General features: G+C 62.6%; 20 protein-coding genes. 6 read left to right on the top strand and 14 right to left on the bottom strand.

Going from position 1 to position 22,616, the window contains the following annotated elements; all coding sequences use genetic code 11:
* Positions 1–324: 324 nt before the first annotated feature.
* Together HMPREF2757_RS08695 and HMPREF2757_RS08690 are read right to left on the bottom strand one after the other, a co-directional pair.
* Positions 325–1,818 (bottom strand): glutamate-cysteine ligase family protein, encoded by a 1,494-nt coding sequence (locus HMPREF2757_RS08695; protein WP_070575499.1) that lies wholly within the window; start codon positions 1,816–1,818, stop codon positions 325–327.
* An 89-nt stretch (positions 1,819–1,907) separates the two neighbouring features.
* A complete protein-coding gene (locus HMPREF2757_RS08690; RefSeq protein ID WP_070575496.1) occupies positions 1,908–2,363 on the bottom strand; it encodes a DUF3817 domain-containing protein in 456 nt (151 codons plus the stop codon).
* A gap of 215 nt (positions 2,364–2,578) precedes the next feature.
* Here HMPREF2757_RS08690 and HMPREF2757_RS08685 point away from each other — a divergent pair, with 215 nt between their 5' ends.
* The 3 genes from HMPREF2757_RS08685 to HMPREF2757_RS08675 all read left to right on the top strand — a co-directional run bounded on the left by HMPREF2757_RS08685 (position 2,579) and on the right by HMPREF2757_RS08675 (position 6,628).
* On the top strand, positions 2,579–3,754 hold the full coding sequence (locus HMPREF2757_RS08685) for a VIT1/CCC1 transporter family protein (RefSeq protein WP_370919394.1): 1,176 nt from the start codon (positions 2,579–2,581) through the stop codon (positions 3,752–3,754).
* Between the two features lie 163 nt (positions 3,755–3,917).
* The gene (locus HMPREF2757_RS08680; RefSeq protein WP_070575493.1) at positions 3,918–4,190 is read left to right on the top strand and encodes a DUF4235 domain-containing protein; all 273 of its coding nucleotides are present in this window, start codon (positions 3,918–3,920) and stop codon (positions 4,188–4,190) included.
* A gap of 74 nt (positions 4,191–4,264) precedes the next feature.
* Entirely contained in the window at positions 4,265–6,628 is a 2,364-nt protein-coding gene (locus HMPREF2757_RS08675) for a heterodisulfide reductase-related iron-sulfur binding cluster (protein ID WP_070575492.1), read from the top strand.
* A gap of 321 nt (positions 6,629–6,949) precedes the next feature.
* Here HMPREF2757_RS08675 and aroD read toward each other — a convergent pair whose 3' ends face one another.
* The 4 genes from aroD to HMPREF2757_RS08655 form a co-directional block, all read right to left on the bottom strand.
* Positions 6,950–7,750 (bottom strand): type I 3-dehydroquinate dehydratase, encoded by an 801-nt coding sequence (gene aroD, locus HMPREF2757_RS08670; RefSeq protein ID WP_070575489.1) that lies wholly within the window; start codon positions 7,748–7,750, stop codon positions 6,950–6,952.
* 17 nt (positions 7,751–7,767) lie between these two features.
* Positions 7,768–9,090 carry a Dyp-type peroxidase gene (locus tag HMPREF2757_RS08665; protein WP_070575486.1) on the bottom strand — a complete coding sequence of 441 codons (1,323 nt, stop codon included), beginning with the start codon at positions 9,088–9,090 and terminating at the stop codon, positions 7,768–7,770.
* 2 nt (positions 9,091–9,092) lie between these two features.
* Positions 9,093–9,713: a copper chaperone PCu(A)C gene (locus tag HMPREF2757_RS08660; protein WP_070575483.1), complete on the bottom strand. Its 621-nt coding sequence runs from the start codon at positions 9,711–9,713 to the stop codon at positions 9,093–9,095.
* A gap of 146 nt (positions 9,714–9,859) precedes the next feature.
* Positions 9,860–10,495: a hypothetical protein gene (locus HMPREF2757_RS08655; RefSeq protein WP_070575481.1), complete on the bottom strand. Its 636-nt coding sequence runs from the start codon at positions 10,493–10,495 to the stop codon at positions 9,860–9,862.
* A gap of 371 nt (positions 10,496–10,866) precedes the next feature.
* Here HMPREF2757_RS08655 and HMPREF2757_RS08650 point away from each other — a divergent pair, with 371 nt between their 5' ends.
* From HMPREF2757_RS08650 to HMPREF2757_RS08640, 3 genes are all read left to right on the top strand, one after another.
* A complete protein-coding gene (locus tag HMPREF2757_RS08650) occupies positions 10,867–12,138 on the top strand; it encodes a quaternary amine ABC transporter ATP-binding protein (RefSeq protein WP_070575479.1) in 1,272 nt (423 codons plus the stop codon).
* 2 nt (positions 12,139–12,140) lie between these two features.
* Complete coding sequence (locus tag HMPREF2757_RS08645; protein ID WP_070575476.1) at positions 12,141–12,992, top strand: ABC transporter permease; 852 nt, start codon at positions 12,141–12,143, stop codon at positions 12,990–12,992.
* Between the two features lie 91 nt (positions 12,993–13,083).
* Positions 13,084–14,085, top strand: a complete 1,002-nt coding sequence (locus HMPREF2757_RS08640) for a glycine betaine ABC transporter substrate-binding protein (protein ID WP_070575473.1) — start codon at positions 13,084–13,086, stop codon at positions 14,083–14,085.
* Positions 14,086–14,181: 96 nt separating this feature from the next.
* On the opposite strand, the gene HMPREF2757_RS08635 is transcribed toward HMPREF2757_RS08640, so the two are convergent.
* From HMPREF2757_RS08635 to HMPREF2757_RS08600, 8 genes are read right to left on the bottom strand one after another with little or no spacing between them, the layout of a single operon-like run.
* Positions 14,182–14,670 carry a hypothetical protein gene (locus HMPREF2757_RS08635; protein WP_070575471.1) on the bottom strand — a complete coding sequence of 163 codons (489 nt, stop codon included), beginning with the start codon at positions 14,668–14,670 and terminating at the stop codon, positions 14,182–14,184.
* A 12-nt stretch (positions 14,671–14,682) separates the two neighbouring features.
* Positions 14,683–15,513 carry an HpcH/HpaI aldolase family protein gene (locus HMPREF2757_RS08630; protein ID WP_176745917.1) on the bottom strand — a complete coding sequence of 277 codons (831 nt, stop codon included), beginning with the start codon at positions 15,511–15,513 and terminating at the stop codon, positions 14,683–14,685.
* Entirely contained in the window at positions 15,506–16,093 is a 588-nt protein-coding gene (gene mnhG / locus HMPREF2757_RS08625; RefSeq protein WP_070575469.1) for a monovalent cation/H(+) antiporter subunit G, read from the bottom strand. The genes HMPREF2757_RS08630 and mnhG overlap by 8 nt, the downstream gene beginning before the upstream one ends.
* Positions 16,090–16,491: an MrpF/PhaF family protein gene (locus tag HMPREF2757_RS08620; protein ID WP_070575466.1), complete on the bottom strand. Its 402-nt coding sequence runs from the start codon at positions 16,489–16,491 to the stop codon at positions 16,090–16,092. The genes mnhG and HMPREF2757_RS08620 overlap by 4 nt, the downstream gene beginning before the upstream one ends.
* Positions 16,491–17,255 (bottom strand): Na+/H+ antiporter subunit E, encoded by a 765-nt coding sequence (locus HMPREF2757_RS08615; protein WP_083304209.1) that lies wholly within the window; start codon positions 17,253–17,255, stop codon positions 16,491–16,493. Before HMPREF2757_RS08615 ends, HMPREF2757_RS08620 begins: the two co-directional genes overlap by 1 nt.
* Entirely contained in the window at positions 17,252–18,943 is a 1,692-nt protein-coding gene (locus HMPREF2757_RS08610) for a Na+/H+ antiporter subunit D (protein WP_070575462.1), read from the bottom strand. The genes HMPREF2757_RS08615 and HMPREF2757_RS08610 overlap by 4 nt, the downstream gene beginning before the upstream one ends.
* A complete protein-coding gene (locus HMPREF2757_RS08605; protein ID WP_070575459.1) occupies positions 18,940–19,494 on the bottom strand; it encodes a Na(+)/H(+) antiporter subunit C in 555 nt (184 codons plus the stop codon). The genes HMPREF2757_RS08610 and HMPREF2757_RS08605 overlap by 4 nt, the downstream gene beginning before the upstream one ends.
* A complete protein-coding gene (locus tag HMPREF2757_RS08600; RefSeq protein WP_070575456.1) occupies positions 19,491–22,568 on the bottom strand; it encodes a Na+/H+ antiporter subunit A in 3,078 nt (1,025 codons plus the stop codon). The genes HMPREF2757_RS08605 and HMPREF2757_RS08600 overlap by 4 nt, the downstream gene beginning before the upstream one ends.
* Between the last annotated feature and the right edge of the window lie 48 nt (positions 22,569–22,616).

Raw genomic sequence — 22,616 nt, 5'->3', positions numbered from 1 at the left:
CAAAGAACAGACACACAAAGAATCCACACCCACACACGCAGGCACATCATCAAAAGTGAAAGCTCACTACCCCAGAGGGCAGTCCGAATCAGATTGATTCTGCTGCAGAGACTTCGGTTCCAGTGGAAGCGGGGCCGCACCATTTAGAAGATCTTATCTTCGGCCTGGGGCCCGCTCGCTTCGGTGTTTTCCGTCCGAGCAACGAGGACTACTTTACACACAGTTCAGCGCGGGATGCAACTTTGCGCCGAAAGCATTTTCTGAGACCAGAAGATCCGCAGATTCTCGCGCCAAAACGACCCTTCCGCGGACGCGCAGCAGGGCTTATTCGCCAATCTGCCACGTGTGAACCGGCTCACCTTTTGCCTGGTTCTCCATGTACTGTTCGAGCATGAGAGCCAGAGCTCGCTGTCTTTCGGGACTGCCCGGACCGGTCTTCTTCGGCCTGATGCTGCTCAGCGTCCGCAGCTGCCACAGAGCACCGTTCTGCCTGCAGACAGCCCGGCCGTCGATGATTCCCATATAGCGCTCGATGAGCTTGTCGTTCACACCGAGCTTTTCGAGCCCCCTGCGCGCCTGCGGCACCAGGTGCTCGTGCACGAGCTTCGCCACGTCAATTGCACCGAGGGTCGGCCATTCCTGCCGGGCGTACAGGCCGGAGCGGGCGGCCGTCATGAAGTTCTTTTCGGCTGTTCTGAAAGGAAGCCGCGACCACACGGGCCGGGTCTGCTCCCCCAGGAACTTGACCAAGCCGTAGTACAGCGCCGCATCGGCGACCATGTCGACAACGGTCGGCCCTGCCGGAAGCAGTCGGTTCTCAACTCGCACGTGCGCCAAACCGTCGGTGCTGGGTGCATAGATGGGCCTGTTCCACCGCCACACCGTTCCGTTGTGCAGATTGAGGTAGTGCAGAGCCGGCGCTTCACCGCGCATGATCGGCGCACCCGAGTCTTCGCGGGATTCCGGCAGCAGAGCCGGGAAGTAGCGGACGTTTTCTTCAAACAGGTCGAAAATGCTCGTGATCCATCGTTCACCGAACCACACGCGCGGCCGCACTCCCTGGACGATGAGCTCCGGTGGGCGGGTTTCAATGGCCTGGGCAAAAACGGGTATACGGCTTTCGTGCCACACTTTCCGACCCAAGAACAGCGGAGAGTTCGCACTCAGCGCCGTCTGCACACCGGCAATGGCCTGCGAGGCGTTCCACGCCTGAGCAAAGCGCTGCGGCGACACCTGCAGGTGCAGCTGCATGGATGTGCACGACGATTCCGGTGCAATGTCCTCGAAATCGTGTTTGAGCTCTTCGCGGTCGGCAAGATCGATCGTGACAAGCTCGCCCCGGCTGTCCATCACCGCATTGCTCAGCGCTTTATAGCGGTTCTCTTGGGTAACCCAATCGGGGCTTTCGAGGAACTGCTCGGTCAGCGTCGGCAGCGTGCCGATCATCGCGACCGAAATGTCGTGTTCAGCCGCGGCACTGGCCGCGCGGTCAAGGCGTTCGCGCAGTCCGTCTTCAAGATCTTGAAGCCCGTCTCCCTCAACTGACAGAACCGGGTGGTTCATTTCGAAGTTGAACGAGCCGATCTCACTTTGGAAGTCGTCGTCATCGAGAGTCTTGAGCACGTCGAGGTTCACCGGGGCCGGCGCCATCTGCGCGTCGACCAGGTTGAGCTCAAGCTCCATCCCTATGGTTCCGCGGCTGACGAACTCCGCCTGCTGCAGATAGGCATCAAAGGTTTCGAGGTCATCGTTGAGCGCACGCCGGTAGTCGGTTCGCTCACGCGGGGTGTAGCGCTCTCGTGATACTGCGTCTCCCATAGATCAAGCCAACCACAAACCCGGCCTTTCAACCAGCCAGAGCGGCGCCGCGCCTCGCCAGAGCCGCTTCGGGCAACAACCCGGGACGGTCAGCTCTGCGGGACCGGCGGACCCAGGAACAGCAGGAAGGCGAAAAGAGCCGAGACCAGCACAATGCCGACCACAACAGCCCGGACCGGATTCTTCAGAGCCCACAGGCACAGGCGCTCAAACGGGTTGGCCGGCTGCCGTTGCGATCCAAGACTCCAGGTTTCCGGCAGCAGCCCCCTGCGGCGCGCCCAGATCTCAAACGGAACCGTGGCGTAGGGGATGACGGCCGAACCCAGGCCCAGCAGACCGCGGGCTTTGCCCCAGCGCTCCGAGGTCGCCACGAGCACCGTGACAACGCAGTACGCCAGGAACACGAAGCCGTGAACACCTCCTCCGATGCGCACCCCCAGTTCAGTGGTCTGGGTGACGTACTTGAGCACCATGCCGATGATCAGCATGGTCCAGGTGATCGCCTCGGCAATTGCGAGAATCGAAAACAGCCGTTTCGGTGACATTGACCTTTTCCTTGTGTGGAGTGCTCCTGCGCCGAGGCCGGAACAGAAGCCGGACCAGGCGATGATACTTCTGATTCTCCAGGCTGCGCAGTGCGCAGGCGTCAGCCAAAAGTATGAATCGGCCCCGACGGTGGGCAAAGCCGCTCCTGAGAACCCCGCGGACTTAAGCCGCGCTAAGAAATACTGCGCCTGAGCACCCTTCTACCATTGCCTGTGTGGAACAGAATTCTGCTGACTTCAGTGCCGATTCGGGCTTTGGCACCGGCGAGGCGGCGGCTTCGGCCGACCGCGCCTCGACCTCGTGCGGGAACGCTCCCGCGACCGACGACCCCCGCCTCATCAGACAGTGGCGCCGCTACCTGGCAAACGAACTCGTTGAAGAGCGGGTCTACCGCAGCCTCGCCATGAAGAAGACCGGCGATGAGCGGCGGATCCTCATTGCGATCGCCAACGCCGAGCGACGCCACCAACAGCACTGGCGCACACTCCTGGGCCATCACGCCGACAAGCCGGGCCGCCCCGACCTCGGCGTGGTCATTCTGGCCATGTTCGCCCGCATGTTCGGGTCGATCTTCGTACTCGCACTTGCCCAGCAGGCCGAAAGCAGCTCGCCGTACATCGTCGATGAGTACGCAACGGAGCAGATGGCCGCTGACGAGCGCGTGCACGCCGAAGTTGTGCGGGCTCTGGCCACCAAGAGCCGCTCTGACATGTCCGGCAACTTCCGCGCCGCGGTCTTCGGCGCAAACGACGGCCTGGTGTCCAACCTGGCACTTGTCATGGGCGTCGGCGCAGCCGGCCTGACCAGCGGACAGGTGCTGCTGACCGGCATTTCGGGGCTGTTGGCCGGTGCGCTTTCCATGGGTGCTGGCGAATACATTTCGGTGCGCTCTCAGCACGAGCTGATTGACGCTTCGAACCCCGAACCCGACGCCGATTCGATCCTGCGGGACCTCGACATCAACGCCAATGAGCTCGCCTTGGTCTTCCAGGCTCGCGGTATGGCGGAGGACGAGGCGGAGCTTGCCGCCCGCACCGCCATCGGCAGGGCGCGCACTCCCCACGGCGCCACTTTCCTGCCGAACTCGATTGCGCAGGAAAAACACGAGGGCACCGGGTCAGGCCTGGGCGCGGCGGTGAGCTCTTTTCTCTTCTTCAGCGCCGGGGCCGTCATTCCGATCATTCCGTACTTCTTCGGCCTCGACGGCACGCTGCCGCTGCTGATCTCCGCCGTGCTGGTGAGCATGGCCCTGCTGTTCACGGGAGGTGTGGTCGGTGTGCTCTCAGGCAAGGCCCCGATGCCGCGCGCACTGCGGCAGCTGGCAATCGGCCTGGGAGCGGCCGCCGTCACCTACGCGCTGGGCATGCTGTTCGGATCTGTTGCCGGCTGATCTTCCGCCGCGCGGCCCCGCGTTGCTTTCACAACCTCGGCGTGTGTCAGTGGGCGGGGATAGCATTCCTGGCAGCAGCTCAAAGCCGCACTGTGAACTGCCTGTGTCGTATCCTGTTGAGACAGAAGACACACAGAAGTTCACACTGATCTGAGGAGACATCATGGGCAAACTCGCTTGGAAGGTCATCGGCGTCGGCGGAGGCACACTCGCCGCTATCGCAGCACGCAAGGCAATCGGCCTGGCGTGGGAGAAATCGCTTGGCCGTCCCGCCCCGAACGACCCCAATGACACCGACACGGACATGGCCGAAGTCATCGCCTGGACCATCGTTTCGGGCGTCGGAGTCGCCATCGCCCAGATCGTCGTTCAGCGCTACGCCGCTCAGGCCATCCGCAGCCAATTCGGCAACGAAGCTGTTGCGGAATCCAACTGAGCACCCTTTTCTGTCCATCTTTCTGATGGATTTTCAGCGCCCTTGCGAAAGGGCCCCCTGGAGGTAAAACACACATGACAGCCCTGCAGATCGTCGCAGCGATCATCGGTGTTGCTGCGACCATTGTCGGCTGGACGATGTTCTTGACCCGGATCGGCAAGTTCGTCCAGTTCTTCAAGCTCGGCGCACCCACGCGCGCCGGTGAGCGCACCAGCGACGCCGGCGCCCGCACCGGCACCCTCATCAAGGAGTTCCTGGGGCACACCCGAATGGCGCGACTGCCCGTTGTGGCAATCGCCCACTGGTTCACCATGATCTCCTTCGGCGTGCTCACGCTCACGCTTGCTCAGGCCACCATGCAGCTGTTCAACCCGGCTGCGACCCTGCCGATCATCGGCCACTTCGTGCCCTACGAATGGATCACGGAGCTGTTTGCGATGACCGGCCTGATCGGCATCATCGTCCTGATCCTCGTCCGCCAGTCCAAGAAGCCCAAGGGCGAAACGCTCGATGAGCAGCGCAAGTCGCGCTTCTACGGTTCGAGCTTCTGGCAGGCCTACTACGTTGAGTTCACCATTCTGGGTGTCTGCCTGTGCATTGCCCTGCTGCGCGGCCTCGAATACGTGCTGCAGGGTCACGAAGGCCAGGCGAACCTCATCCTGCACTTCCCGCTGACCTTCTGGATCGGTGAGATCCTCTCCGGCCTGTCGATTCCGGTGGTGTCGGGTCTCATCGTCGCCATCGCACTGGCGAAGATCCTCATCTCCTACGCCTGGATGGTCACGGTTGCCCTCACCCCGACGATGGGTGTTGCCTGGCACCGCTTCCTCGCTTTCTTCAATATCTGGTTCAAGCGCCACGCAAACGGACGCACCTCGCTCGGCGCCCTCCAGCCGATGGTCTCCGACGGCAAAGAACTCGACTTCTCCGACCCCGACGCCATGGACGACTCCACCACAATGGGTGTGGGCAAGGTCGAAGACTTCACGTGGAAGGGCCTGCTGGACTTCTCCACCTGTACCGAGTGTGGTCGCTGCCAAAGCCAGTGCCCGGCTTGGAACACGGAAAAGCCGCTGAGCCCCAAGCTCATGATGATCAACCTGCGCAATCACTCCGCGGCCAAGTCACCGTGGTTGGAAGCCGCCAAAAAAGCGCAGGCCGAAGCACAGCCGCCGGCACCTCTTGCCGAAGACGCCGACAAGAAGGCCAAGCGCGCGTGGCAGAAAGAAATGGACGCCTACGAAGGCATTTCCGACCCGCACGAAAACCTCGACCTGCTGGGCACCCTGTCAGAAGCCGCACAGGCTGAGGCAGTCCGCCCGCTCGTAGGCGCACAGGACGTTGAAGAACTCGCAGAGCTCGGCGTCATCGACCCCGACGCCCTGTGGTCGTGCACCACGTGCGGTGCTTGCGTTGAGCAGTGCCCCGTTGACATTGAGCACGTCGACCACTTCGTTGACATGCGCCGCTACCAGGTGCTCATCGAATCGGCATTCCCCACCGAGCTCGGCGGTCTGTTCAAGAACCTCGAAAACAAGCAGAACCCGTGGGGCATGTCCCAGCGCAAGCGCCTCGAGTGGGCAAAGGACCTCGACTTCGAAGTCAAGCAGGTCGGCGCCGACATCGAAGACCTCGGCGAAGTCGAATACCTTTTCTGGGTTGGCTGCGCCGGTGCGTTCGAAGACCGCGCCAAGAAGACCACCCAGGCAACTGCGGAGCTTCTCAACATGGCCGGTGTCGACTTCGCAGTCCTCGGCGACGGCGAATCCTGCACGGGTGACCCTGCCCGCCGCGCCGGCAACGAGTTCCTGTACCAGATGCTGGCTCAGGCCAATGTCGAAGTGCTCAACGAAATGAAGGCGCGCAAGATCGTTGTGACCTGTGCGCACTGCTTCAACACGATCGCCAACGAGTACCCGCAGCTGGACGGCAAGTTCGAAGTCGTCCACCACACGCAGCTGCTCAACAAGCTCGTCCGCGAAGGCAAGCTCACCCCGATCGCTCCGTCCGAAGGCGAAAAGGTGCAGACCCCGGTCACCTACCACGACCCCTGCTACCTGGGCCGCCACAACCAGATCTACGAACCGCCGCGTGAACTCATCGGTTCGCTGCCCGGTGTGGAGTACCGCGAAATGGAGCGCTCCAAGGAAACGAGCTTCTGCTGTGGCGCAGGCGGTGCGCGCATGTGGATGGAAGAGACCATCGGTTCGCGCATCAACGTCAACCGCACTAAGGAAGCCGTGGCCACCGGTGCCGAGCAGATTGCGGTCGGCTGCCCGTTCTGCCGCGTCATGCTGTCTGACGGTCTGACCGCCGAACAGTCTGAGGGCAATGCTTCCGAAGGCGTCGAAGTCCTCGACGTCGCGCAGATGCTGTTGGCCGGTGTCAAGCGCGGTCAGGGCGGAACGGAATCCGAACAGGAACCCGCTGAGGTCTGATCAGCTCACTCACGTATGAAGGGCGCCACCGATTTTCGGTGGCGCCCTTCACGTTGTCTGCGCCCGAACACCTCGTCAATCAGCCAGCCAGCAAGCTGCCCGGCGCCTCGCCCCCTCGGTCCACAACATCCAACCGCACCCGGCACCTCGTCTGCACCCACACACCGCTCAGCAACAAAAACACCCGATAGCAGTACTGGTTTTCGGGAGTTTCTGTTGCTGACGGGAGTTTTCTTACGGTTAAAGCGCAGATCCCGGCTGATGGGTGTGCTTTGGCGATGCCTGCCGCCCAGGACCCCTGCCGAGGTGCCTTCAGATTCTTCAGCGAACTTCAGTCCAGATTGAACGCAGCTTTGCCACGGAAATCTGGCCGGGTGCTGTCGGTTCGTCGTCCAGTGGGGCGAAAGTCGCAGCGGAGCCGAAGTCCCCGCCGAATACCCGAGTGGTCCGACCCAGGGCGCCCATTGAGATTGCAATGATAGGCACCTCGGCCGTTTCGACAGCTGACGAGCAGACTTCCAAGACCCGCGCAACGTCGCTCGGGTCCTGGGGCATGACGGCGATTTTTGCGACATCTGCCCCCATGACGATCATGTCGCGGATCTTCGCCAGCAGAACCCCGGTACTCGGGGTGCGGTCGAAATCGTGGTGTGATGCCACCACCGGAATGCCTGCCTCCCCCGCGTGCTTGCGCAGCTGATCTGCTGCTTCGCGATCGATTTCAATGTCAACAGCGATCCTGGTGTGTGCTTTGCTGGCCTGAGCAGATTCGGCGCAGCTGATGAGTTCGGAAACGACAGCCGCATAGCCTGCTTCGTCAAGTTGAGCCTGCCCACCTTCTGCTGCCGACCGCAGTGTGATGAGCACAGGAAGTTCAGGTTGGCCTTGAATGGCACGCTGGGCCAGCTTCAACAGCTCGGCACTTTCGGCGCTGTTCTGACCAGCGTCGCCCACAAGCGCGTCGACCCGCCACTCGAAGGCATCGGCACCAGCCTCACGAGCGCGCCCGGCCCACTGAACCGCCGCACGCGCTTGATCAAGCGTGCGCGGCGAAAACGGCACAATGACCTTCGGCCGATTGATGTTCTGCGCGGTGGCGGGAATGAACGGAAGGCTGAGCATGATCTCAGCTTAGGCAATCATCCGAACAGAGTCTCGCCGATATAGCCGCCCTCAGACGCTCCGGGCGGAATTGCCCAAACGGTCGAACCGACCGGGAACGTCCATTCGTTGAGCAGGTCGCCTTCTGCCAGCCGCTTTTGAATCGGCTTGTACTGCCGTTCGATATCCGCCTGGTAGCTGGCGAACATGAGCCCGGCATCGTTGATCTGGCGGACACCCTCTACGTCGTCCCGGATGGGCCCCTTGGTCAGCGACTGGTAGGAGTACACCCGACGGAAGATCTGCTCTTCGGGCTTTTTGTCATTGCGGGAGCGTGCCACGTGGCTGGCCGGAGAAATCTTCTTGAAGCCGTCGCTGCCGGGGGCCTCAAGATCTGGGACGTCGTGCTCGCGTTCACCCGTGAGCGGCGAGCCGTCTTTCATACGCCGACCCACCGAGAAATCGCGGGCCGGTTCGTCTGCCAGGTCCCAGCTTTCCAGGTCCATCACGATGTCGCGCAGTACGAGCGTCGTACCGCCTGCCATCCAGTCGGGGTGCTCCGAATCCAGATCCGCAGGCGCTTGACCGCGCGGTGTTTCCACCTGCTTGCGCCCTGAACTGCCGGGCCTTTCGGGTGCGTTCGGATCACCCCATACGAGTGCGGCGAAGTCGTCAGTGTCGATTTCAGGGTTGACGGTGCCGTCCACCTGACCGAACGGGTTGCGCACCGTGGTTCCCTTCGGGTCGGTGCCATAGGCCCGGCGGAAACACTCCTTGGACCACGCGATCTCAGAGAATGCGCGCGAATCCTTCATGAGCATGCGCGATGCGTGGGCGAGCGTCAGCGGGTCATCAGAGCAGATCTGCATGAGCAGATCGCCGCCGCACAGTTCGGGGCGCAGCCGGTCGATCGGATATTTCGGCAGCGGCTTCAGCCACCCCGGCACCTTGTCGGCACCGGCGAGTTCAACGACTTTCCTGCCAAAGCCGAAGGTGACCGTCAGCGATGCCGGCTGGGCTGCCATTTCGGGTTCCGTGTCCGCCAACGGTGCCCGGCCGCCGGTGAGTGCGGCCGCAGCGTCGCTGAGGATGCGCAGCCACCGGCGCATGGCAGCTGCGTCAACGTGATCTTTCAGTTCGACGGCAAGGAAGACGGCGTGCGCCTGCGGAGGTGTTTCCACCCCGGCCTGGTGCGCCCCATAGAACGGCACCGTCTGTTTGCCGGAAAAGCCTGCGCTGTCTTCACCGCCGCGGGCGGCGGCACCCATGACCCCATAGGTGCCGCCGATTCCCGCTGCGAGTCCAGCGCCGGCCCCAATGCCCGAAGCACCGAGGAGTCTGCGTCTGGAGATCTCAGTCATTGTTACTTTTTGTCGTCGCCGTGTTCGTGGTCACCGTGTTCTTCGTGACCTTTGTCGTCACCGTGTTCGCCATGGTCGTCGTCGCCGCCCTTGTCGTCACTGCTTTCGTCGTCGCCGTGGTCCATGTGCTCACCGTGATCGTTTTCGCCCGGTGCGTACTCTTCCTTGGCGCCGGTGAATTCACGGGCGGCAGCGGTGATCTCAACATCGCCGGCCGAGGTGCTGAGGGTGATCTTGACTTCGTCGCCGGGCTTGATGTCCTTCTTGAGGTCCATGAGCATGATGTGCTCGCCACCGGGCTTGAGCTCAAGCTTTTCACCGGCGGGGATTACAAAGCCGCCTTCTTTTTCTTTCATGCTCATTCCGCCCTTGCCGTCGGACGTGGTCTCGTGCAGTTCCACGGTTCCGGCAACATCGGTTTCAGCATCAGCGATGATGATCTCCTGTTTGCCTTCGTTATCGATTGTGGCGAAGACACCGGTCATGCCCTTGTCCTTGGACACTGCCTTTGTCCACGGTTCGTCGACCTTGAGAACGTCAGCGGCAACAGGATCCGCACCGCAGCCGGCCAGGGTCAAGGTTGCGGCAGCGAAAGCAGCCAGAAGGGTCTTGCGGAGTTTCATGATTGTCCTTTCGCACCCGCTCATGGGTGCACAAATAGGGGGCATGCGCCCAGGGAAGCGGCGCGCGGCCGCGGAATTTTAAGGCCTGCTCGCGGTCCGTTGCCGCGGGGCAGGATGAGGGCTTCCAGCAGAAAGTCCCGTGCGTGTCACACGGCAGCGGGAGGACCGCGCACCGACACCGAGCTGAAACGCTCCGAGGTGCCTGGATTGCGGGTGCGAAACACACCGGGGCGCTGAACGCGGCGGACTTGGGGCAGCGCACCGGCGAGAAGAACGAAGACGAGCGGGCCCACGACTTCTGTGAGCACCGCTTCGATGGATTGTTCGCCGAACAGCACGAAGCCTGCCGTGAAGACGACGGCAGCGATGTGGGCGGCCAGCATGAGCGGAGCGGAGTGGTCTGCGTGGCTCGCGGCGGAGGGCGCAGCGGTGCCCCCTTCAGGTGATACAAGCCCCATGCAGAGCGCATGGGCGGAAGTCTCCAGGAGTGAACCCGATCCGCGAGGTGTCGGTGCGGCGATCGAGGCGAAGGTCATGAAAACGTGCAGCAACCACTGTCCTGCTGCGACAACGGCAACGACCGAGAAGATACGCAGCCGGAGGGCCGAAAGGACGATTCCCAGCCAAGCGGCGACGAGAAAAGCGAACAAGCACGCTGCCGCCGAAGCTGCGCCGCCGGCACCGGTGTGGAACACCAGACCGCTGAACACAGAAAAGAAGGCCGCGGCGCAACCGCGAAGCATGCGAGCACGCCGCATGCTGAGCTTCTGTTCAGCAGTCATGCTCGCATTCTATCGAGCGGCAGACTGCTCTCCACGGCCTGCCGAATTCAGTCGACCACAGCCCCTCTTGTCCGCAGATGTCCGCAGAGCCTCATTTCTGCGCGGCAGTGCCCGTCGTCTGTGCGCGCGGAATAGAGGGGAGCTTGGGGTAACGTTTCAATAACAACGAAACGCTTGCATAACCCCTGGTCAGATGGGGTATTCAGACAATTGTCCAAAAAGTGAGCCGAATCTGATCACGCACTTCCAGCCGCCTGAAAGTGCTCTGTGTTTACAGTGGAACGTTGCCGTCGTCCGATTTTCGGCCGTCGGCGCCAATGCCCGCGCCACCCGGCGCGGATGTGCACAGTCAACCGGAAGGTGGCCACCCAGTGGCATTAGTCCGTGCATCGCACGTCTACAAAGTCTTTGGCCAACACGAAAAAGAAGTCATTCGCCGCATTGAGAACGGCGACGACCGCGACGACCTGCGCGATTTGGGAACCGCGGCCGTCATCGACGCGAGCTTCGAAGTCGAACGCGGTGAAATCTTCGTCGTCATGGGGCTCTCCGGCTCTGGAAAGTCGACCCTCATCCGCACCCTCAACGGGCTGTGGAGCACCAGCTCCGGCTCCGTTGAGATCGCGGGCAAAGACATCTCGAAGATGAACGCCACCGAGCTGCGGGCGGTTCGCCGTGACCATATCTCTATGGTCTTCCAGCACTTTGCCCTCATGCCTCACCACACGGTGCGCGAGAACGCCGCCTACTCGCTTCAGCTGCAGGGTGCGGACAAGGATGAGCGCCTGAAGAAGGCAGACGAATGGCTTGAGACCGTAGGGCTGAAGGGCTGGGAGGACAAGTACCCGTCCGAACTGTCCGGCGGTATGCAGCAGCGCGTCGGCCTGGCCCGCGCCCTGGCCGCGGAGACCGACATTCTGCTGATGGACGAGGCGTTCTCAGCTCTCGACCCGCTTATTCGCCGGGAAATGCAACAGCAGCTGGCTGAACTCCAGCACACCTTGAAGAAGACGATCATCTTCATCACCCACGACCTCAACGAGGCCATGTACCTGGGCGACCGGATCGCGGTTATGCGCAACGGCCGGATCGCCCAGATCGGTACGGCTGAGGACATTCTGTCCAATCCTGCTGACGACTACGTCCGCTCCTTTATTCAGGACGTCGACCGTTCGCGCGTCTACACCGCGCAGTCGGTCATGGGCCCGCCCACGAAATCGATCTACAACACCGCGGGGCCGAACGTGGCGATCAGGGAAATGCAGGAAGCCCAGGAATCGGCCGTTCTCGTCACCGACCGCAGCGGAAAGCTGCTCGGGCTCGTCACCGACGAGGACGCCGTCGGTGCTGCCAACCGCGGCGAACGCACCCTGGACAACATCATCCGCACCCAGGACATCCTCACCTGCCAGCCGGATGCTCAGATCGCTGACCTTTTCGCTCCGTCTGCCGAAGCCCCGGTGCCGTTGTGCGTTGTCGATGACAAGTGGAAGCTCTTGGGCGTTGTTCCCCGAGTCAAGCTGCTGCAGGCAATGGGCACTGAGTCCACCGCCACCGGCGAACTTCCCGCAGTCGCACCGGTACCGCAGCCAGAGACGAACGATGACGAAGACACAGATACCGCAACCGGAAAGGAAGCGTGAGCATGAACCCGCTTGAACCCCACCTGCCGCTGGGCGAATGGGTCGACACTTTCCTCATCTGGTTCCAGCAGCACTTCGACTGGCTTCTGTCAGCCATCACCGATGTGCTCTCAAGCATGTACTCCGGGCTGAACTGGGTTCTGGAAACTCCGCACCCGTTCATCATGATCCTGATCTTCGCGGCGATCGCCTGGGCTGCCGCCACGTGGCGTCTGGGCCTTGTCACGGTGATCGGCTTCTACCTCATCCTGGCTCTGGGCCAGTGGGAAAACGCCATGAGCACATTCGCGCTCGTGATTGTGGCGGTGATCTTCGCTCTTCTCATCTCACTGCCGATCGGCGTGTGGGCCGCGAAATCCCGCGTTGTTTCGACCATTGTCCGGCCGATCCTCGACTTCATGCAGTCGATGCCCGCTCTGGCCTACCTGGTTCCGGCAATCGTCATGTTCTCCGTCGGTCAGGTGCCCGGTGCGATCGCAACGATCATCTTCGCGCTGCCTCCCGGCGTGCGCTTCACCGAACTGGCCATCCGCCAGGTTGACGGCGAGGTTGTCGAAGCAGCCCAGGCGTTCGGTGCAACACCGAGCCACATTCTGTTCAAGGTGCAGCTGCCCCTGGCGCTCAAAACGATCATGGCCGGCATCAACCAGGTCATCATGTTGGCCCTGTCAATGGTTGTCCTTGCCGGTATGGCCGGTGCTGAAGGCCTCGGCGGCGCTGTCATCGGCGCTATTTCCCAGCTGGACGTGGCTATCGGCGTTGACGCCGGTGTCGCAGTGGTCGTACTTGCCATCTTCCTGGACCGCGTAACGGCAGCACTGGGCAGCCGCAACAGCGAGCACACCACAGTTTGACCCAGACCGACCGATGAAAGAGCCGTGCAGAGCGAAAGCCGCGCACGGCGCGCCGCTACCGAAGCGGACTGATGTGAAAAAGGAGAGAAACATGAAGTTTCCGAGAATTGCAAAGGTGGGAGCTGCGCTTGCCGCTTCCGCACTCGTGCTGACCGGCTGCGGCAGCGCTGACAGCGGCGACGGCGGCGACACCGCTGCCGGAGACAAGAACTGGGCCGACTGCATCCCCGGGTCCGAAGCCAAGGACGTTTCCGGCGAAGATGCTGACGACAACAAAGAGCTCACCATCGGCGCGTTCAACGGCTGGGACGAGTCCTTCGCCGTGTCGAACCTGCTGAAGAACAAGCTCGAAGACGACGGCTACACCGTCGAAATCAAGGCATTCGATGCTGGTCCTGGCTACACCGCAGTTGCCAACGGCGATGTCGACTTCCTCGTTGACGGCTGGCTGCCGCTGACCCACGCCGACTACATCAAGAAGTTCGGCAACAAGCTCGAAGAGCAGGGCTGCTGGTACAACAACGCCAAACTCACGATCGCCGTGAACGAGGACTCCAAGGCCAAGACCATCGAAGACCTCAAGTCGATGAGCGGCGACTACGGCAACACCATCTACGGCATTGAGCCCGGCGCGGGTCTGTCCAAGGCCGCCAAGCAGGCTGTTGAAGACTACGAACTGTCCGACATGGACCTCAAGCTCAGCTCGACGCCAGCAATGCTGGCTCAGCTGAAGAAGTCGACCGAAGACAAGAAGGACGTCGCCGTGACCCTGTGGCGTCCGCACTGGGCCTACGATGCCTTCCCCGTCCGCGACCTTGAAGACCCCAAGGGCGTTATGGGCAAGGCTGAGGTCATCTACTCGTTCTCGTCGAAGGGCTTCGGCGAACAGAACCCGAAGGTCGCCCAGCTGCTGAAGAACCTCGTTCTGGACGACGAGCACCTGTCCAGCCTTGAAAACGTCATGTTCTCTGAAGACAACTACGGAGGCAAGGAACAGGACAAGGCTGCCCGCGAATGGATGGACGACAACAAGGACTGGGTCGAACAGTGGGAGAAGGGCGAGCTCAAGGGCGAACCCAACCCTGACGCCTGATCGCAGACGTCTGATTCAGCCGACAGGCTGAACTTCTACTAGACAGCAGTGGGGCCGCGGAAAAATCCGCGGCCCCACTGCTGTGTGCGCACGCAGCTACATCTTGAGCCAAATATCCTCTGCGGGCTTTTCGACAGCACCCAGCTGGAGGGCATCGTGCATCCAAGCCGGGCGATCTCCGGTGTCGGGCAGAACAACAGCCGTTTCTGCGAACACAACGCTGAACTGGTGCGCCAGAGCGGCAGCAGCGGTAGCCCAGACGGCACCTCGGCCCTCTGCGTCCGGCTCTGAATCGGCGCCTGCCACAATCAGCCTCTCAATGCCCATGTCCTGCAGTCCCAGGGCGAGGTCGTCATAGGACTCAAAGGCGTCCAGGGTGGGTGAGGCCAGAATAAGATCGTCTGCCGTGGGAGCGGCAGCAACCGGATCAGCGCCTTCAATCGGTTCGGCAAAAGCGGACTGTTCTGCCGGAGCAGTCACGTAGGCAATGACGCCGTCGGCCATACGGGCTTTGTCAAGAAGCTGGATCAGCGGTGTGACGGGAACCGCTGATTCGTGCGTGTTGATGAGCATGAGAGCATCCATGCCCCCATTTTGTCACGCCTCTGAGGCGGGCCCTTCCGAAACAGCGCCCTCGGAAGCACTGCCCCTGCGCAGCGCCTCCAGGCCGTCGGCAAAGGCCCAGCGCAGCAGAGCCGTGTCCGCGGCCAGCGACACCATCCGAAAGCCCATGTCGGACCAACGGCGGGCAAGTTCGACGGTCGGGGCGAAGATGCCGGGTACCTTGCCGTACGCGGCACACGCTTCCAGAACCTGTTCGAGGGCGCGTTCGAGCACGGGAGCGGTGAAGTTTCCGGGCACCCCCAGATTCGTCGACAGGTCGAGCGGACCGACAAACGGCACGTCGACACCGGGCAATGCGGCGATAGCGCTGACGTCGTCCAAAGCGCCGGGGGTTTCGATCTGCGGGAGGAAGAACGTGCGGGCGTCTGCTGCGCGCTGTGCGACTTCCGCCGGTCCGCCCACGTACTGGTCTCCGGCAATTCCAAAAGCCGAACCGCGCACGCCCACAGGCGGGTACTTGGTCCACGAAGCGATCCGCTCGGCTTCTTCAGCCGATTCAACCCACGGAACCATGATGGCGTCAGCGCCCGCGTCGAGCGCTGTAGACACCAAGTGCTGGTGCGGGCCGGGAACTCGCACCACCGTCGTGATGCCCGCCTGTCGGCCCACCGCGATGGGGGCTCGCGCAGAGTCCAGGCCAAGGCCCGAATGTTCGAGATCCAGCAGCACCCAGTCCGCTCCCGCCTGTTTCAGCAGGGTCGGCAGTCCGGGACTGAAGAACTCGATCACGAAAGTGCCGAACACGGGCCGGGTCCGCGCGGTACGCAGCAGCGGGTTTTCGCGGCTGGTGTCTGCTTCACTCACGGTTTTCTCCTTCGCTGGGCTCATCATCGAAATCAGCGCGGGGTTCGCCTGCGTCCCGGTCCTCCGACCGGTCCTCACCGCGAGCGGCTTCAGCCTGGCTTTCAGGGCCCGACGGGTCCGTTCCGCCTACGTCCAGCCCACCGGCGGCTTCGTCCGGGGAGGCATGCGGCGCATCGTAAGAATCATCATCCGCACTCCCCTGCCCGAAGGCTTCGGTGCGGGCGGTCACTTCGCGAGCTTCGGCGCGGGACACGGCATCGGCAAGCTCGTCACGGTACAGCTGTGCACGCCGCAGGTGACGGGTCCGGTAGCCCGCGCGGCCGATCATGTGGGCGCCGACCGGGGCGGTTGCCATCTGGAAGCACGCAATGAGCAGGCAGGTGGTGATCAGCCCGAAGCTCGGATGGGTGACCGCAACGACGATGAGCACCGAAATGAGGCCGAACACCTGCGGTTTTGATCCTGAGTGCAGGCGCGACAGCAGGTCGGGAAAGCGCATGAGCCCGGCTGCCGCGGCAATCGAGAGGACGCCGGACAGGAGGATGAGCACGCTCAGAATGATCGAAATGACGAGGCTCATGGGCGGCCCTCTTCTGTTGGGCTGGGGTCTGCTGTGCTGTCGGCCGAGGCGCCCTGGTCCGAAGCGTCTTGGCTGCTGGAGGGCTGGTCGGAGTCTGCGGGTGGGGCCAGCTGTGCCGTGTTCTCGGAGCGGGCCACGTAGCGCGACACCGCGACTGAACCGACAAAGCCGAAGAACGCCATGGCCAGCAGGATGAACTGCAGGTCAGTCCGACCGGTTACGGCCATGAACACGGCGAAAGAGCACAGCATGGTCGACAGCAGAACATCGGTGGCGATCATGCGGTCGAGGATCGCAGGGCCGCGGACGATCCGCGCAATGGCGACCGCTGCGGCAATGGAGAACAGCACAAAGGCTGCGGGCAGGACGACTGCTGCAACACGAGGATCAAACTCCATCAGGCACCGCCCTCTCTGCTGTTCTCAGCACCCTGCTTCGCTTTGAGGTCATCCATTGTGCGTCCACCCAGAACGGGCTTCTGCCCCTGGGCGATGCGTGATTCGTTGAGCACGTGGATGTCATGTTCCGAGCCGATCGCCTTGATGACATGCACCTCGATTTCCAAGGCCAGTTCGCGGGCGCGCTCAATCTGTTCGTCCGTGTTGCAGTCGAGCACGTGGAGGAAGATGACGCCGCGAGCGCGGTCAACCTCGGTGACGAATGTGCCGGGGATCAGTCCGGCGGTCTGCGCAATGACTGTGATGAGCAGGTCTGATCTGGTGTGCAGATCGACTGCGATCACACTGCCGGGAGCGGTTTTGCGCGACCTAAGCGCAACGGCCGCCACTTCGAGAGCGCCCCGAACCAGCTGCCCGGCAAACCATGCCAGGTACACCGCGAAATACCACGGGTTGATGCGGCCGGAAAGTTCGATCGGCGGCAGGTAGAAAAGGCGCGTGACAATGACCGCGACGATAATGCCGGCGACAATGTGCACAACTGACCAGGCGTCCCACAGCATGATCCACAGAACAACCAGTCCGGTGGTCAGCAGAAGCTGCCGCAGCAGCGCCCACCGCAGAGCCTTTTTGTCGGCGATGCGCGCCGCCTTGCTCTTAGGCTCCTGCTTTCCCGGCTTCTGTTTTTTCGGCGGCTGACCGGCCGAGGTGCCGGGGCCGCTGTGCGCGGTCCCTTCCGGTTTGGGTGTGGGTCGGTTCGTCATTGCTCACCTCCCCTTTCGTGGGCACCTTCGTGCTGGTCGGAGGCTTCGGAAATGTCGTCGGAGTAGCCCGGCGGGACGGATTTGCCGTCCGGGTTCGGTGTTTCGTCCTGTCCGACTTCGAACACTGCTGACACGTAGATGCGCGGATCGATGAGGTTGGCTGCCGCGTTTTCGGCTGTCCTCCACAGCGGTCCGGCGAAAACCGTCAGCGCAATTGACACCGCGAGCATCAGCACTGCGGGCCGGGCCATGGGGCCGGGCAGCTTCTCACGGTCGGGTTCAGTCGCACCGATTGCCCGTGCGCCTTTGATCGCTTTGATCTGGCTGATGAGCTGTTCGGTTTCCGGCAGCCGTTCGGGGGCTTCGACCGGGGAGCGCCAGAACACCTGGTTCCACGTGCGGCCCATGACGTAGAGCGTCAGCAGGCTGGTGAGCGCGCCGATGGCCACGAGTGTGATGGTCAGCCAGTCTGCGTCGAAGACACCGGCGAAGAACAGGGCCACCTTGCCGATGAACCCTGAGAGAGGAGGGATGCCGCCGAGGTTGAGCGCGGGTATCAGGAAGATCCACGACAGTGCTGGCGACAGGGTCATAAGACCGCCGAGTGCGCTGATCTTTGTGGTTCCGGTCCGCTGTTCGATGAGTCCGACGGCGAGGAACAGCGTGGTCTGCACAACGATGTGGTGGACGGTGTAGTACAGCGCAGCGGCCAGTCCCAGTTCCGTTCCCAGGGCGACGCCGAACAGCAGGTAGCCGATGTGGGATACGAGCGTAAAAGAAAGCATTCGCTTGAGGTCGGTTTGGGCGACGGCGCCGAGGATGCCGACTATGAGCGTCAGCCCTGCGACTATGAGCAGCGGAGTGCGCAGCGACTGGCTGAAGAACAGCAGGGTTTCGGTGCGGATGATGGCGTAGATGCCGACTTTTGTCAGCAGCCCGGCGAACACCGCGGTGACCGGCGCCGGTGCCGTCGGATAGGAGTCGGGAAGCCAGAAGGACAGCGGGAAGACCGCGGCTTTGATACCGAAGCCCAGCAGGAGCGCTATGTGGAGGAACAGCTGGACATCGTCCGGCAGCATGCTGAGTTTGACGGCCAGGTCGGCCATGTTGACGGTTCCGGTTGCCGCGTAGATGAAGCCTATGGAGCCGAGGAAGATGAGCGAGCTCAGCAGGGATACGACGATGTAGGTGGCGCCTACGCGCACGCGCTCTGGGGTCACGCCGATTGTGATGAGCACAAATGACGCCACCAGCAGCATCTCGAAGCCCACGTAGAGGTTGAAGAGATCGCCGGCTATGAACGAAGCTGCCACACCAGCGCAAAGGATGAGGTAGGCGGGATTGAACACCGACACGGGTGACTGGTCGGAGTCGTCGGTCATCTCCTGGCCGACTGCGTAGATGAACACGCTGAGGGTGACGAACATTGAGACCACCAGCATGAGCGCTGAGAGTCGGTCGACTACGAGCGCAATGCCGAACGGAAGTTCCCATCCTCCGACTGCGACCACTTGGATGCCCTGGTTGTCTGTGGCCCAGAGGAGCACACCGCTGATGCCGAGCATGGCCACCAGCGTCACGACTGTCACCAGGTTCTGCAGGCGCACGCGCATTCCCGCCAGCAGGTTGATGCCGGCTCCCAGCAGCGGCAGCACAACCGGCAGCGGAACAAGGGCTGCGAGTGTCATGAGTCCTCTCCCCTTTCCCGCTGCTGTGCCGAGGTGCCGTTTGGCTCATCGTGTGCTGTTCGCTGATCGTCTGGTTCGCCGTCGAGGTCCAGCAGTTTGACGGCCCCGGTGACGGGGAATTCCGCGTCACCGCCGAATTCGGTGTCGTCCTGTTCTTCGGAAACATCTCCCTCATCGCCCATGGTGGCGCGCGACTGCAGCCCGATGCGGATGTCTTCGAGGTCGTCGTCGAGGTTTTCGCGCCTCATGAGCCTCCAGGACCGGTAGATCATTGCAAGCATGAACGCGGTCACACCGAAGGTGATGACGATTGCGGTGAGCGTCAGTGCGTGCGGCAGGGGGTCTGACATTCCCGCCGTGGACAGGTTCTCTCCGTCTGTCAGGGGTGCGCGTCCCGGTTTTCCGGAGGTGAGCACCAGCAGGAGGTTGACGGCGTTGCCGAAGAGCACGATTCCCAGCAGCACGCGGGTCAGCGAGCGCGACAGCATGAGGTAGACGCCGCCTGCGAACATGACGCCCATGGCTGCGGCCATGATGAGAGGTACGGTCACAGCGAATCACCCCTGTGCTGGCCGGCACCGTCCAGCCGGTCGATGCGGCCCATGATGGCGTGCATGCGGGAAGTGTCGAAGCTTTCGTCAACGTCCGACAGCGCCTGGGTCAGGCGGCGTTCGTCTTCTTCCTGGTGGCGGTCCACCTGTGCGCCGAGGGTGCGGAGGATGTCGAGCATGAGTCCCAGGACGATGAGGTACACGCCGATGTCGAAGAGCGTCGAGGTGCCGAATGCGATGTCGCCCAGGGGGCCCAGCGGGATTTCCACGAACACGCTGGAGAGCACTGCATCGCCCCACAGGAGTCCGCCCAGGGCGGTCAGAGCGGCAAGCGTCATGCCCAGGCCCAGCAGAACTCCCGCATTGATGGGTGCGGCTTCTGCCAGTTCCCAGCGGCCACCGGCCAGGTAGCGCATGATGAAGGCGATGCCGGCCACCAGCCCCGCTGCGAAGCCGCCGCCGGGCAGGTTGTGACCGGCGAACAGCAGGTAGACGGAGAACACCATGACGGGGTGGAAAAGCAGCCGGACGGTGACTTCGAGGATGATTGACCGGTTGCGCGGGTTGAGCGTTCGGCCGGCCAGAAGCCAGGCGCCTCGGCTGCTGACTTCATCGGCAGCTTCCGGCGCGTTTCGGTAGTTCTGCGGGTAGCGGGACACGTCGGCGCCTTCGCTGGACACGGCGTCGTGAACCGGGTTGAAGCGCCACAGGATGCCCCGCTGGCGGCCGCGGGCGCTGTCTGCTTGCATGCGCTGCAGCGAGGCTCCCCGGTTGTTGATGAAGATGAGGCTGGCGATGCCGGTGGCGGCCACGACGACCACGGCGAGTTCGCCCAGGGTGTCCCAGGCGCGAATGTCGACGAGTGTCACGTTGACGATGTTCTTGCCGTGTCCGCCGAGCCACGCCAGAACGCCCCAGTCCGATGAGACCGGCCGTTCAGTGCGGGCGGCCATCGCCACAATCGTGCCGACTGCCATAACAGCGCCGAAGGCCACTGCCAGGGTGATGCGCACTGTCTGTTTGAGCTTCCGCTTGGGTTGTCCGCTGGACATGTCACCGGGCAGTCGACGCAGCACGAGGATGAAGACGACGAGAGTGATCGTTTCGACCAGCCCCTGGGTCAGGGCGAGGTCAGGAGCACCCTGGAAGGCGAAGAAAGCCACCATCGCGTAGCCGGAGATGCTTACGACGACGACCGCGGCAAAGCGCTTCTTCATCATGAGCACGCCGATGGTTGCGGCTATCAGTGTGGCCGCAACAGCCCACTGCTGCCAGCTGTCTGCGAGGGTCAGCCGGTCGGGCCACGTGCGGTTGAGCGCGAGCGCAGCGATGAGCGATCCGACTGTCACCAGGAGGATCACCGCCTGGTAGAACGGCAGCGAACCGCGCTGTGTGCGGGCGGTGACGAACGCGGCGGTGCGTTCGAGACCTTGGATTGCACGACGGTAGCCCTCGTTGAAGTCGATTTCGGGCACGTACTTGTGCAGGCGTGCGTCTCGGCCGGAGATCCAGGCCGTCAGCGCGCCCAAGAGGATGGTCGCTGCCGACAGGCCGAGTGCTGGGTTGAAGCCGTGCCACAGGCTCAGTTCGACGAGTTCGGACTCCCCGGCAGCCGGTGGGACGAACAGCACGTAGGTCTGCAGGAGGACCTGCAGCGCACCCGGGAACAGGCCAAACGAAACGATGCCCGCGGCCAACACCACGGTCGGCAGAATCAGGATTGGGTGGGTGTTGCCCGGTGCGACGGCTTCGACTTCTGGTTTGCTGAAGAACGCACCCCACACGAACCGCACCGCGTAGGCGAAGGTGAACACCGATCCCACAAAAATGCCGATCAGCGCGATAGTCGCCCCGGTGGAACCGTCGTCCAGCAGGGTTCCGTAGGAGGCTTCTTTTGCCACAAAGCCCAACAGCGGGGGCACTCCGGCCATGGAGGCCGCCGCGATCGTTCCGACTGCCGCAAGCAGCGGGTCTTCGCGCCCGAAGCCGGAGAGTTTGCGCAGGTCACGGGTTCCCGCCCAGTGGTCGATGATGCCGACCACCAGGAACAGCGTCGATTTGAACAGGGAGTGGGAGACCAGCATCGCCAGAGCGGCCATCGTGATGCTGGCTGTGCCGAAGCTTGCCATGACGGCAAGAAGTCCAAGCTGGGACACGGTGCCGTAGGCCAGAATGAGTTTGAGGTCGTACTGTTTGAGCGCCCGCCACGCACCCAAAAGCATGGTGCTGATGCCGACCGTCAGCAAGACGGGCTGCCAGCCGGGCATTGTCGAAAAGCCCGGCGCCAAGCGCAGGATCAGGTAGATGCCCGCTTTGACCATCGCGGCGGCGTGCAGATAGGCGCTGACGGGGGTGGGGGCGGCCATCGCGCCGGGAAGCCAGAAGTGGAAGGGCAGCAGGGCGGATTTCGCCATCGCTCCGACCAGCAGCAGAAGAACGCCCGCAATGACCATGGGGTACGTTCCGGAGTCCGGGTAGCCTGTCTGGACAATCCGGGTGAGGCTCATGGTTCCGTAGCTGGCGGCGAGGAACACAATGCCCACGAGCATTGCCAGACCGCCGAACGTGGTCACGATGAGAGCCTGCAGGGCGGAACGGCGGGACTGCACGCGCGTGTTGAAATGGCCGATCAGCAGGTAGCTGAAGACCGTGGTGCCTTCCCAGAAGATGAAGATGACCAGCAGCTCATCGGCAATCACCAGGCCGTACATCATGCCGGCAAAGGCCATGAGGACGCTGGCAAACCGGCTGAGCGACCAGTCGTCCGCTTCGAAGTAGCGCGCGCTGTAGATGAAGATGAGTGCGCCTACACCCGTGACGATGAGCGACATGATCCACGACAGAGCATCCAGTTGGAAGACGATGCTCATCCCGAGTTCGGGAAGCCACGAAAACTCCTGGCGCACAGGCGGCGCACCGGCAGCATCGAGCACCGGGGCCGAATTGAGGATCGTGTAGAGGAAGCCTGCCGCTGGAACTGCGGCGAGAATGAAGAACGCCCCGCGTTCGAAAACACGAAACAGCATCGGGGCGAGCAGGGCGGCGGCAAAGAAACTCAGAAGAATCGTCGCCATTGCGCCCCCCGGGGTTAGAAAATCAGTGAATATTTTTGCATACCCGGC

Origin of the sequence: Brevibacterium sp. HMSC063G07, assembly GCF_001810665.1 — a bacterium.
Classification (GTDB): Bacteria; Actinomycetota; Actinomycetes; order Actinomycetales; family Brevibacteriaceae; genus Brevibacterium.
This window is presented reverse-complemented; position numbering and strand designations above follow the sequence as displayed.